Genomic DNA, 12,813 nt, shown 5'->3' with positions numbered 1-12,813 from the left:
ACCTCACTTCGCCATCATGAACGTATGGATGCTGAACATGATCCATATCGACAGGCCAACCAGCAGCACGATTACGATCCCTGCGAACACGAAGGCAACCACGTTATCGCGCTGTTCCTTGGAACGATCCAGGTGCAGGAAGTACACCAGGTGAACCAGAACCTGAATCACCGCGAATGCCAGCACGATCATCAAGGTGATCGACTTTGGCAGGGTCGGGTACATCACCAGACCAAACGGGATGAGCGTCAGGATGACCGACAAGATGAAGCCGATAGCGTAGGACTTTACGCTGCCGTGGCTCGCATCATGGCTGTCATGGTCATGGGAGTGTGCATTAGCCATTACAGAGTCCCCATCAAGTAGACGACGGTGAATACGCAGATCCAGACCACGTCCAGGAAGTGCCAGAACAGGCTCAGGCAGGTCAGGCGAGTCTTGTTGGTGTTGGTCAGGCCGTGTTTATTGACCTGATACATCATCACCGCCATCCACAGCAGGCCAGCCGAAACGTGCAGACCGTGGGTGCCTACCAGCGTGAAGAACGCGGACAGGAAGCCGGAACGGTGCGGGCCGTAGCCTTCGGAGATCAGCAGGTGGAACTCGTTGATCTCCATGCCGATGAAGCCCAGGCCGAACAGGAAGGTCAGTGCCAACCAGCTCAGAACGCCTTTCTTGTTGCCCTTGTAGAAGGCCAACATGGCGAAGCCGTAGGTGATCGAACTGAACAACAGCAAGGCGGTTTCGCCGAGCACGTAAGGCAGTTCGAAGATGTCGTGGCCCGACGGGCCACCCGCTACGTTGTTTACCAGTACCGCGTACACCGCGAAGATCGACGCAAACAAGATGCAGTCGGTCATCAGGTAGAGCCAGAAACCGAAAACGGTCATTGGCCCCGAGTCGTGGTGATGGTCATCGTGCCCATGGTCATCGACATGGGCGTGTCCAGCATTGGTCACTAAGTTCGACATGGTTTAAGCCTGTTCCAACGAGGTTTCTACACGGTTGGCCGGAATCTTCTTCTCGGCTACCAGGCGAGCGTGCTGCTCGGCTTCGATGCGCTCGATCGTCTCGACCGGCACCATGTAGCCTTGATCATCACGGGCAGCGTGAATGATGAAGTAACCGATAGTGCCCACCAGGCTCACGATCGCCAGCCACCAGATGTGCCAGATCATCGCGAAACCGAACACGGTCAGCAGGCCGCCCATCACCACGCCAGTGGCGGTGTTGTTTGGCATGTGGATCGGTTCGTAATGCTTCGGACGCTGGTACGCAGTACCGTCTTCCTTGGCTTCGGTGAACGCATCAATGGTGTTCGCAGTAGGGATCACGGCGAAGTTGTAGAACGGCGGTGGCGACGAAGTCGACCATTCCAGGGTGTGGCCATTCCATGGGTCACCGGAGTCGCAAGCGTTCTGCTTACGGTCACGGACACTCACGTACAACTGGATCAGCTGGCAGGCAATACCCACAGCGATCATCACCGCACCGAACATGGCGACGTACAGGTACGGCACCCACTCAGGGTTGGTAGTAGCGTTCAGACGACGGGTCATGCCCATGAAGCCCAGCGCGTAGAGCGGCATGAACGCGACGAAGAAGCCCGAGATCCAGAACCAGAATGCAGCCTTGCCCCAACCTTCGTGCAGCTTGAAGCCGAACGCTTTCGGGAAGTAGAAGCTGAAACCAGCGATGTAACCGAATACAGCACCACCGATGATCACGTTGTGGAAGTGAGCGATCACGAACAGGCTGTTGTGCAGGACGAAGTCAGCACCCGGAATGGCCAGCAGTACGCCAGTCATGCCGCCGATGGCGAAGGTCACCATGAAGCCCAGGGTCCACAGAACCTGGCTGGTGATACGCAGACGGCCGTGGTAGATGGTGAACAGCCAGTTGAATAGCTTCACCCCCGTAGGGATGGAAATCAGCATGGTCGCCAGGCCGAAGAAGGCGTTGACGCTGGCACCCGAACCCATGGTGAAGAAGTGGTGCAGCCACACCATGAAGCCCAGTACAGAGATTGCGCCCGATGCGTAGACCATCGAGTGGTGACCGAACAGGCGTTTGCCGGTAAAGGTCGAGATCACTTCAGAGAAGATACCGAACGCTGGCAGGATCAGGATGTACACCTCAGGGTGACCCCATGCCCAGAACAGGTTCACGTACATCATTGGATTGCCACCAAGTTCGTTGGTGAAAATGTGGAAATCCAGGTAACGGTCAAGCGACAGCAGCGCCATGGTAGCGGCCAGGATCGGGAACGAAGCCACGATCAGGACGTTGGCCCAGGTGCAGGTCCAGGTGAAGATCGGCATGTCCATCAGTTTCATGCCAGGGGCGCGCATTTTCAGTACGGTGGCCAGGAAGTTGACCCCCGTTAGCGTCGTCCCGAGCCCTGATAACTGTAGCGCCCAGATGTAGTAGTCCACACCCACGCCCGGACTGTACTGAATGCCCGACAGTGGCGGATACGCAACCCAACCGGTCTTGGCGAATTCGCCGACGCCCAGGGAAACGTTGATCAGCACAACGCCGGAAACCAGCAGCCAGAAGCTCAGGGAGTTCAGGAACGGGTAGGCAACGTCACGGGCACCGATCTGCAGCGGCAAGGCAAGGTTCATCAGGCCGGTGAAGAATGGCATCGCCATGAAGATGATCATGATCACACCGTGAGCGGTGAAGATCTGGTCATAGTGTTCAGGTGGCAGATAGCCAGGCGAACCTTCGGTGGCCATGGCCAGCTGGGTACGCATCATGATGGCGTCGGCAAAACCACGCAGCAGCATGACCATGGCAACGATGACGTACATGACGCCGATTTTCTTGTGGTCGACCGACGTCAACCACTCGGTCCACAGGTAGGACCATTTCTTGAAATAGGTGATACCTGCTACGAGCGCCAGACCACCCAGCGCGATCATGGCGATAGTCACCATTACGATCGGCTCGTGGAACGGGACCGCATCCCAACTTAATTTACCAAACATCGTTTACTCCTCTGCCCCAGCAGTTGAATGCGCGCCCGTTTCAGAACCTTCAACCGCGGCCACTTCTTTCTTCTCGTGCTTGACCGGCTTGCCTGGCTTCATACCTTCGTACTTGTCGACGATTTTCTGAAACAGGTTCGGCTCGTACGTGGAGTACAGGGCGACTGGGTTGTTCTGGCTTGGTTTGGTCAGGGCATCGTATTCAGCTTGATCAAGCTGTTTAGGTGCGGCCTTGACTTCGGCTACCCAGGCGTTGAAATCGTCCTGGCTCGTCGAGATCGCTTTGAATTTCATGCCGGTGAAGCCAGCACCGCTGTAGTTAGCGGAGATGCCTTCCATTTCAGCTTTTTCGTTGGCGATCAGGTGCAGGCGAGTCTGCATGCCTGCCATCGCGTAGATCTGACCGCCCAGGGCTGGGATGAAGAACGAGTTCATCACGGCGTCGGAGGTGATCCGGAAGTTAAGCGGGGTGTTCTCTGGGAACTTGATCTCGTTGACCGTGGCGATACCCAGGTCCGGGTAGATGAACAGCCACTTCCAGTCCAGCGCGACCACTTCGATGTTGATCGGCTTGACGTCGGATTCCAGCGGACGGTACGGGTCCAGCTCGTGGGTCGACTTATAGGTGATGTAACCCAGGGCGATGATGATGAGGACCGGTACCAGCCACACCGCGATTTCAATCTTGGTGGAGTGCGACCACTTGGGCGCGTAGGTAGCGCTGGTGTTCGACGCGCGGTATTTCCAGGCGAAGGCGAAGGTCATGATGATCACAGGGACCACGACCAGCAGCATCAGCAGAGTAGCGGTGATGATCAGGTTGCGTTGATCCAGACCGATCTGTCCTTTTGGGTCCATCAAGGTCCACTTGCAGCCTCCGAGCATTAACATCATGCCAAGCAGCGGCAAAAAGCCTAGTAATCGGGGGTACCTGTTTTTACTCATCTCACGACCTCTAAAGCAGCTTGCGCAATGCAGTTGGGTTTTGATCGCCAACACTTCACCCTGCCAAGGGTTGGCATTTCTCTTCGATTGAATAAGAGCCTGCCCGCTACGCCATAACGGAGCGTTTCACGGACCTGCGGTGAGTTCTTATTCGATTTCGTGGTTAAAGGCCTTGTTACAGACCAATTCCATTTGGTGCGGATAGTTGAAAGGCTGCCGGAACCTGGGGTCGCACAGAGCCATCCATCTGCCCCTCGACCGCTCCAATGCTCAAATATTGAACAGCACCGGACATTCAGTGCGGGCGATTGTAGTTAGCTAGCGATGTATAAACCATGTCTTATAAAGAAATAATTTTTATCGATTACAGCAATAATCCTTCACCATTATTGCAACGGTTCGCGATCTTATCGCGTTCGATTCTCAACAAAAACCACAAAAATTGCCGTGTTATTCGGTAAACCGTCACATCCCTTACACGCTGTAAGGGCATGCGAAACGGATCCAACCCCCCATAAAACAAGGCATTCGGACATCACCGAACGGCTCGGACGACAGGTGTTTCGCGGGATCGTTCAAACGACGAACTGACAGCACACATCACGCGCCCGAGGCAAATTTAATGGGTTGCACATTGGGTCAGAAACGTCCTGCGACAGGTTCCGTGTGACAACATGTCGCACGCTGCGCACGCCCGAAATTGCTCCTCGTCACGGCAATTTCACAAATTCCTACACAGCAAAACGCCCCGGCCTCCCATCAGGAGAACCGGGGCGTTTTGCCTAAACGACTCAGGCGTTGCGTTGGCGATTACGGTAGATGCCCAGCGGCACCAGGATCACCGTCAGCACGAACGCCACCAGCGCCCACTGCGCCAGGGACAGGCCGAGGATCGGTGGGTACGGCGTGCTGCAGAAGCCATCCACCTGGAACCCCAACGGGAACACCTTGGCCAGGGGCAGCTCATCGACGATCGGCTGCAGCACGTCCACGCCGCAGCTGACCTCTGGGAAGAACTGGGTGTACACATGATGACCGGCCGCCGCGACGCCACCCAGGGCGCTCAGAATCACCAACCCTTCGAACAGCGTGACCGCGCCTTTGGTGCGCATGGCCGCGCCGATGAACGCGAACACGGCAATCAGCAGCAACGCATAGCGCTGCAGGATACACAGCGGGCAAGGCGCCTCGCCCAACACTACCTGCATGTACAGCGCACCGCCGATCAGCGCCAGGCAGATGATGCCCAGCAACACCAGAAAGCGCCGCTCCCTGCCTAAACGCAATTCGTCACTCATCTCGGGTTCTCTTTGTTTGGTTGTGCCAATGGCCGCAAGTTTACACACAGAGAGTGGTTTAAACAGAAGGGGGTTAACGGGGGATTAATCGGGGGGAATAGAGAAACAAATGTGGGAGTGGCACCGCCACTCCCACATTTTTGACCGCGTTATTCCAACGCCGACGCCGGGCCGAAGAATTCATAACGGCTTTGTTTCTCCGGCACACCCAACGCCTTGAGGTGGCGCTTGATTGCGCTCATGAAGCCTTTAGGCCCCAGGAAGTAAGCATCCACGTCACGCTGCTCCGGCAACCATGCCGCCAGCTGTTCCTGGGTGAGCATGCCCACCTTGTCCGCCGCCGGGCTCACGCCGTCATCTTCGGCATAGCAGTAAAAGCGTTTGAGCTGCGGGTGCTTGGCGGCCAGGCCGTCCACCCAGTCACGGAACGCATGCACCCCGCCGTTACGCGCACAATGGATAAAGTGCACCGGGCGCTCGGTGGCCAGGGCCGCTTCCAGCATCGGCAGGGTCGGCGTGATGCCCACGCCGCCGCTGATCAGCACCAGCGGTTTGTCACTGGCCGCCAGGGTGAACTCGCCCGACGGCGGGAACAGGTCGATGGTCGCACCGACGTGCATCTGGTCATGCAGGTAGTTGGACACCCGCCCACCGGCTTCGCGCTTGACGCTGATACGGTACAGGCCCGCATCGCTCAAGGCCGAGAGGGAATAGTTGCGGCGCACTTCTTCACCGTCGAGCACCAGCTTCATGCCAATGTATTGGCCAGGTGCAGCCGCCAGGATCGGGCCATTGTCCACCGGGGCAAAATAGAAGGAGATGATTTCATCGCTCTCCTCCACACGCTTGACCAGGATGAACGGCCGCGCACCGCGCCAGCCGCCCGGGGCCTGGGCTTTTTCGTCGTAGATGGCGGCTTCGGCGCCGATCAGGATGTCGGCCAGTTGGCCATAGGCGGCGCCCCAGGCACTCATCACCTCAGGCGTGGCGATCTCGCTGCCCAGCACTTCGGAAATCGCACGCAGCAGGCAGGCGCCGACGATCGGGTAGTGCTCTGGCAGGATCTGCAGGGCCACGTGCTTGTTGATGATCTTGGCGACGAGGTCGCCCAGTTGGTCCAGTTGGTCGATGTGCCGTGCGTACATCAGCACGCCGTTGGCCAAGGCGCGGGGCTGGTCGCCACTGGCCTGGTGGGCCTGGTTGAACAGCGGGCGAACCTGCGGGTACTCGGAGAGCATCATGCGGTAGAAATGGGTGATCAGCGCTTCGCCGCCGCTTTCCAGCAGGGGCACAGTGGATTTGACGATGGCACGGTCTTGGGCACTAAGCATGGCAGACTCCTGGGTCTTTTGACTGATTGCCTTTAGATACTCAGTATTCGTGCCAATTTTTTAATCCTTATATTTCAATGACTTGAATAATTTATAGTCATTTTGACTTCCTACACCGTATAGTCATAAGGACTACAAGGAGTCACTATGACTGCACACTCCCTACTCACCACCCTGCTCCCCCTGGTCGCCGACCTGTCCCGCGATCTGCCCGAAAGCGAGCGCTACCGCCGCCTGCTGCAGGCCATGCGCGCCCTGCTGCCCTGCGATGCCGCCGCCTTGTTGCGCCTGGACGGCGAGTGGTTGGTGCCGCTGGCGGTGGATGGCTTGAGTGCCGACACCCTGGGCCGACGCTTCAAGGTCAGTGAGCACCCACGCTTCGAGGTGTTGCTGAGCAGCCCCGGCCCGACCCGTTTTGACAGTGACAGCCAACTGCCCGACCCCTACGACGGTCTGGTGGACGGTATGCACGGGCACCTGGAAGTCCACGATTGCATGGGCTGCCCGCTGTTTGTCGACGACCGGCCGTGGGGACTGCTGACCTTGGACGCCCTCGACACCGAGCGTTTCGAACGGGTCGAGCTGGATGCCCTGCAAGCCTTCGCCAGCCTGGCGGCGGCCACGGTGAATGTCGCCCAGCGCATCGAGCGCCTGGCCCTGCGCGCCGAAGATGAACATCAGCGCGCCGAAATCTATCGCCAGGCCAGCGGCCAGCAGCACAAGGAAATGATCGGTCAGAGCAAGGCACACAAGCGCCTGGTCGAGGAAATCAAACTGGTGGGCGGCAGCGACCTGACAGTGCTGATCACCGGCGAAACCGGCGTGGGCAAAGAGTTGGTGGCGCAGGCGATCCATGCCGCGTCCGCACGCGCCGACAAACCGCTGATCAGCCTCAACTGCGCGGCCCTGCCGGAAACCCTGGTCGAGAGCGAACTGTTCGGCCACGTGCGCGGCGCCTTTACCGGCGCGCTGAACGAACGCCGTGGCAAATTCGAGCTGGCCAATGGCGGCACGCTGTTCCTGGACGAAGTGGGCGAGTTGTCCCTGACCGTGCAGGCCAAGCTGTTGCGCGTGCTGCAAAGCGGTCAGTTGCAGCGCCTGGGGTCGGACAAGGAGCACCAGGTGGATGTGCGCCTGATCGCCGCCACCAACCGCGACCTCGCCGAGGAGGTGCGTAACGGCCGCTACCGCGCCGACTTCTACCACCGCCTGAGCGTGTACCCGCTGCAAGTGCCGGCGCTGCGCGAGCGTGGCCGTGATGTGTTGTTGCTGGCGGGTTACTTTCTGGAGCAAAACCGCTCGCGCATGGGCCTGGGCAGCCTGCGCCTGACCAGCGATGCCCAGGCGGCGCTGCTGGCCTACAACTGGCCAGGTAACGTGCGGGAGCTGGAACATTTGATTGGCCGCAGCGCACTCAAGGCCCTGGGCAATTGCCCCGAGCGGCCGAAGATCCTCAGCCTAAGCGCCCAGGACCTGGACCTGCCCGACGTCAGCGCGCCGCCTGCACTGGAAGCCGCGACCGAAACAGCCCCCGTGGTCACCGGCGACCTGCGCCAGGCCACCGAGGAGTACCAGCGCCAGGTGATCAGCGCCTGCCTGGAGCGCCATCAGCACAACTGGGCCAGCGCCGCCCGAGAACTGGGACTGGACCGCGCCAACCTCGGCCGCATGGCCAAGCGCCTGGGCCTCAAATAGAAAGGTCAACACAATCCAAATGTGGGAGCGGGCTTGCTCGCTCCCACATTAGATTGTCTTCGCCTTTAAGATTACGTTCGCAGGTTTGGGCTTTCGAAACACCAACACATTGCCCAACATCACCAACACCAACCCCGCCAGCGCGGGCGCGGTCCATTGGTAACCCTCGGCAAACGCCGAGACGTTCAGCGCCACCACCGGGAACAGCACGGTGCAGTACGCCGCACGCTCCGGGCCCATACGCCCGACCAGGGTGAGGTAGGCGGTAAAGCCGATCACCGAGCCTGGGATCACCAGGTACCACAGGGCGCCGATATAACGCGCGCTCCAATCCATGTCGAACGGGATGCCGCGCACCGCGCAGTAGGTCGCCAGCATCGCCGCCCCGTAAGCCATGCCCCAGGCGTTGGTGGTCAGCGGCTTGAGCCCGGCCTTCTGTTGCAGGCTCGAGAGCATGTTGCCCGCCGAGAAACACATCGTGCCGAGCAACGCCAGGCCTAACCCCAGCAAGGTCTGCGGGCTGGCGGTATGCCCGACCAGTTCCGGCCAGAACAAGAAGCCCAGCCCCAACAAGCCCAGCGCGCCGCCCATCAATACGTTGCGCGCGACACGTTGGCCAAAGAACACCCGGGCATTCAACGCGTTCCACAGCGTGGCGGTGGAAAACACCACGGCCACCAGGCCGCTGGGGATCCATTGGCTGGCGGTGAGAAAGCACATGAAGTTCACGCAAAACAGGCACAAGCCCTGGGCCAGGCAGATCAGGTGCCCGCGTCGGTTCATCACCTGCAACTTGCGGCTGAGCAACAACAGCGCAAACAGCACCAGGGCCGCCAGGCCAAAGCGGTAGACGATCGACACGGGAATCGCCACAACGCCCAACTGCCATTTGAGGGCGATCCAGGTGGTGCCCCAGATCAGCACGGTGAGTAAATACAGGAAAAGGTTCATGGTGGGCTCCGGTGATTGAGCCACAGTGTCCCTCGCAGCCAGCCCCGATCTCTTGCACATTCTTGCGCTTTTGTCGGATCACGGGATCACAGCGCAACCCGCGCGGAGTAGGATGCAAGGCGTCGGAGAATACACACCATGCCTGATCTGCAATCCCTGCAAGTCTTTCAAGCCCTCAACCGCTCGCCCCACGCTCGCCTCGAAGCCTGCGCCGAGCTCGGTGACGGCTTGTCGGCAGCCTTGTGGAGCAACCACCACGACTCCCAGGATTACCAGGCGCCGGGCCACCATACTTTGTCGTGCTATATCGGCGGCGGCACCGGCACGTTCCGCCGCGACCAGCCGGGCACCAAGGGCGGTCCCGACAAGCTGTGCATCCTGCCGGCCGAACACCGCTCGGCCTGGGTGATCAACGGCGAAATCCGCCTGGCCCACGTGTATTTCAGTCCGGAGCAGTTTGCCCTCGGCTGCGTCACCCTGCTCGACCGCGAGCCCCGCGAGCTGCAATTGCGCGAAAGCACCTTTCTTGAAGACGCCCGCCAGGCCCAACGTTTTCACCAATTGATCGCGCTCAACTGGCAAGAACCGGCCGAGCGCTTGCTGACCAGCAGCCTGGCCCATGAAATGCTCAGCCACACCTTGCTCAGCCAGGTGGGCGCACGTGAAGGGTTGCGCTTGAAAGGCGGGCTGGCCGCACACCAGCGGCGGCTGTTGGTGGACTACATCGAGCATCACTTGGAAGAGCCGATCAGCCTCGGTCAACTCGCCGGTTTGTGTGCGTTGTCGGAATACCACTTTGCGCGGATGTTCCGCCAAAGCTTCGGCCTGCCGCCGCACCAATACCTGCTGGCGCGCCGTCTGGCCCGCGCACAAGCCTTGCTGCGTGGGGGCACCCTGCCGCTGGGCGAGATCGCCTGGTTGTGCGGCTTCTCCAGCGCCAGCCACTTCACCCACCGTTTCCGCCAGGCCATGGGCGCGACGCCCGGGGAATACCGCCAGGCGTTCGCTTAACCTTCAACCGCCCATCAAGCCCAATGTCTTGGCCTTGGCCACCGCTTGCGTGCGCCGCTCCACGCCCAGCTTGCTGTGAATACGCCGTGCGTGGGTCTTCACGGTGTGCAGAGAGATAAACAAACGGTCGGCGATTTCCAGATTAGAGTTGCCCAGGGCAATCAATTGCAGCACCTCCAGCTCGCGCTGGCTCAGCGGGTTGTCCACCGCACCGGCGGGCGTCGCCTGTGGCTCCAGGCCCAGCTCACTCAACAACCCGGGGGAACGCAGGCGCAACTCGCGAATGGCTTGTTGCACCTGGCAACGCCCTGCCAACTCCAAGCCCGCACGCAACGCACTGCGGGCCTGGACGGCGTCACCCAGTTGCCAAGCCACCTCCCCCAACACCAACTGCAGCTCGGTTTCCAGGCACAGCATGCCGCGCTCGCGGGTGGCGTCGAGCAAGGCCGTGAGCCGTGGGATCGGTTGCTCGGCGCAGCCCAGTCTGACCTCGGCCAATACCAGCAGGTATTCCAGGCGCGGTATCAATTCCAGCGTGGCCGGCGGCGCCTGGCGGGCGTTTGGCCCACGGAAGTGGCGCAACACCCGGCGAACCGCTTCCACCGTCAATTCAGCGCGACCTTGCTGCAACCAGAAATGCCCGCTGACCAACAACAACACCGCGCGATACACCGTGTCCGGTACGTGGCGTTGTTGCATCAAGCGCTCGGCCTCACGCAACTGGATAAACGCCTGGGCGTAATCGCCACGGTTCGCCGCCAACAATGCCAACCCAAGAAACCCGTACAGCACGCGCTTGTCCTGACTGTGCAGGCACATCTTCAAGCCCGCGTCGAAACACTCGGCCGCCAATTCATCCTGGCCTTGGCGCAACGCCAGGTGCCCGCGCCGCAACGCGATGCGCCCCACCAGCGGGCCGGCCTTCAGCCGCTGTTGAAGCAACCTCGCTTGCACTTGTTCGAGCAGGCTTTGTGCCCGGTACGGCGCGCCCCGCTGTTCGAGCAATTGCGCGTGATCCAGCTCCAACAGAGACTCCAGCAGCAGCGAGCCGTGGGCACGCGCCAGGCACAGCGCCTCACGGCTCAAGGCTTGGGCGGTATCGAGCTCGCCGCGCAGCAAGGCTTGCTGGGTCAGCCCCGACAAGCACATCAGGCGTGACGTCCACGCACTGTCGGGCAAGGCTTGCAGCGCCTCCAGAAAGTGCTCGCGGGAACGCTCGGCATCGCCGCCCAGGTGCAACAACCAGCCCCACTGCGCCTGCCAGCGCGCCAGCAGATAACGTTGCTGGGCCGCCGTCGGTTGCGGCGCAAAACGTGCCAGTTGGTCGATACATTGCGCGGCCTGCTCAAAGCGCCCGGCGAACAGCAACGCAGCCGTGACCAGCCCGACCAGTTGCGCAGAGCCGAGCATCAATTCATCGCCATGCTGCTCGTGCAGGCGCAACAACAACGCGGCGTTCTGCTGGCGGAACAGGTCTTCGAAACTGAAGTGCTGCAACAGGCTCACGGCCACTTCGTACTCTTCGGCGAGCAGCGCCTGCTCGAAGGCGGCCTGCCAGTCCTGCTCGGCGGTGAACCACTGGCAGGCCCGCCGGTGCCAGGAGCGTTTGGCCGGCCAGGGTTCGTCACTCAGCAATCGGGCAAGCGGCGGGAAGACCTGGAGCCAGTCGGTGTCTTCCCACGGCTGGATGAATGCGCCGAGCGCCTGCAGCTCCCGCAGGTAGTGGTCACCGTCACCAAAGCCGAACAAGTGCTCGCACAGCCCCGCGTTGAAGCGCGGCAGATGGGCGAGTACGCGCCAGGCCTCTGCCAGCTCGGCGGGCAAGGTGCCGAACAGTTCGTGTTGCAGGTAGTCGAACAAGGTTTTTTCGGGGTGGCCGTCCCCCAGCAAAGCGATGCGCACGCCCGCGCACCAGCCGCCGCTGAACTGCATGACACGTTCAACCGACTGCCCTGGCGCATGCCGCAGCAGTGACTGGACCTCCGCCGGGTTGAATGCCAATTCGGCGCCGCACTCCAACAGCTCATCATCGAGCAGCAAGCGTGGCCAGTTGCATAACGGCCGTCGGCGCGCACCCAGCCACCACGTCAGCGCGGGGCTGCTGGAGGTGAACAGGCGGTCGAGCAAGGCGTCGGTGCCTGGCGTGGGCAGACGGCAGAAGTCGTCGAGCAATACCCATGCCGGGGTTTGCCATCGGGAAAGGTCCAGCAGCAGCGAGGCTTCATCGGTAAACACCAGGCCAAGGTTTTGCGCCAGCCGCTGGCACAGCTCGAGGGGGCTCAAGACCGCGCCATTGAGTGGCAACCAGTACACCTGGCAACCCACCGGCGCCTGCATGGCGCACTCAGCGAGCAACGCACTTTTGCCGCTGCCACCGGGCGCGCACAGCAACTTCACGCGCACCTGCGCCGCCAGCAACGGTTCGGCCAGGCGCGGGCGCAATAAATGGTGGGAGGACAGCCGTGGCATGAATCCAGGACGGTCCAGGCAGCGTGTCATGGCGGTCATTGCTGCATCCTGCTTTTTTATTGTTATGCAACCTGGCGCCTACCCTAGTCCTGTGGTCGGCGGTTGTTGAAGAAGTATTCA

10 protein-coding genes and 1 pseudogene are annotated in these 12,813 nt (G+C 60.7%); 3 read left to right on the top strand and 8 right to left on the bottom strand.

Annotated elements, in window-relative coordinates; translation table 11 throughout:
• Positions 1 to 3: 3 nt before the first annotated feature.
• The 4 genes from cyoD to cyoA are packed head-to-tail and all read right to left on the bottom strand — an operon-like array spanning position 4 to position 3,938.
• A complete protein-coding gene (cyoD, locus tag ACVWVP_RS17375) occupies positions 4 to 345 on the bottom strand; it encodes a cytochrome o ubiquinol oxidase subunit IV (protein WP_016979640.1) in 342 nt (113 codons plus the stop codon).
• Complete coding sequence (locus ACVWVP_RS17370) at positions 345 to 971, bottom strand: cytochrome o ubiquinol oxidase subunit III (protein WP_058426759.1); 627 nt, start codon at positions 969 to 971, stop codon at positions 345 to 347. The genes cyoD and ACVWVP_RS17370 overlap by 1 nt, the downstream gene beginning before the upstream one ends.
• Before the next feature lie 3 nt (positions 972 to 974).
• The gene (gene cyoB, locus ACVWVP_RS17365; RefSeq protein WP_176996976.1) at positions 975 to 2,993 is read right to left on the bottom strand and encodes a cytochrome o ubiquinol oxidase subunit I; all 2,019 of its coding nucleotides are present in this window, start codon (positions 2,991 to 2,993) and stop codon (positions 975 to 977) included.
• A gap of 3 nt (positions 2,994 to 2,996) precedes the next feature.
• On the bottom strand, positions 2,997 to 3,938 hold the full coding sequence (cyoA, locus tag ACVWVP_RS17360; protein WP_176996975.1) for a ubiquinol oxidase subunit II: 942 nt from the start codon (positions 3,936 to 3,938) through the stop codon (positions 2,997 to 2,999).
• A gap of 27 nt (positions 3,939 to 3,965) precedes the next feature.
• On the opposite strand from cyoA, the pseudogene ACVWVP_RS17355 reads away from it, so the two are divergent.
• Positions 3,966 to 4,256 (top strand): annotated as a pseudogene (locus ACVWVP_RS17355) (hypothetical protein).
• 473 nt (positions 4,257 to 4,729) lie between these two features.
• Here the strand turns inward: ACVWVP_RS17355 and ACVWVP_RS17350 are convergent.
• Together ACVWVP_RS17350 and hmpA are read right to left on the bottom strand one after the other, a co-directional pair.
• Positions 4,730 to 5,236, bottom strand: a complete 507-nt coding sequence (locus tag ACVWVP_RS17350; protein ID WP_176996974.1) for a disulfide bond formation protein B — start codon at positions 5,234 to 5,236, stop codon at positions 4,730 to 4,732.
• A gap of 149 nt (positions 5,237 to 5,385) precedes the next feature.
• On the bottom strand, positions 5,386 to 6,567 hold the full coding sequence (gene hmpA / locus ACVWVP_RS17345; protein ID WP_457407355.1) for an NO-inducible flavohemoprotein: 1,182 nt from the start codon (positions 6,565 to 6,567) through the stop codon (positions 5,386 to 5,388).
• A 147-nt stretch (positions 6,568 to 6,714) separates the two neighbouring features.
• On the opposite strand from hmpA, the gene norR reads away from it, so the two are divergent.
• Positions 6,715 to 8,262, top strand: a complete 1,548-nt coding sequence (gene norR / locus ACVWVP_RS17340) for a nitric oxide reductase transcriptional regulator NorR (protein ID WP_259174740.1) — start codon at positions 6,715 to 6,717, stop codon at positions 8,260 to 8,262.
• Between the two features lie 48 nt (positions 8,263 to 8,310).
• Here norR and ACVWVP_RS17335 read toward each other — a convergent pair whose 3' ends face one another.
• Entirely contained in the window at positions 8,311 to 9,213 is a 903-nt protein-coding gene (locus ACVWVP_RS17335) for a DMT family transporter (protein WP_178923657.1), read from the bottom strand.
• Positions 9,214 to 9,351: 138 nt separating this feature from the next.
• On the opposite strand from ACVWVP_RS17335, the gene ACVWVP_RS17330 reads away from it, so the two are divergent.
• On the top strand, positions 9,352 to 10,224 hold the full coding sequence (locus ACVWVP_RS17330) for a helix-turn-helix domain-containing protein (protein ID WP_178923656.1): 873 nt from the start codon (positions 9,352 to 9,354) through the stop codon (positions 10,222 to 10,224).
• A 3-nt stretch (positions 10,225 to 10,227) separates the two neighbouring features.
• Here ACVWVP_RS17330 and ACVWVP_RS17325 read toward each other — a convergent pair whose 3' ends face one another.
• Positions 10,228 to 12,732: a LuxR C-terminal-related transcriptional regulator gene (locus ACVWVP_RS17325; RefSeq protein WP_457407352.1), complete on the bottom strand. Its 2,505-nt coding sequence runs from the start codon at positions 12,730 to 12,732 to the stop codon at positions 10,228 to 10,230.
• Between the last annotated feature and the right edge of the window lie 81 nt (positions 12,733 to 12,813).

This window comes from Pseudomonas sp. TE24901 (assembly GCF_054058375.1).
This window is presented reverse-complemented; position numbering and strand designations above follow the sequence as displayed.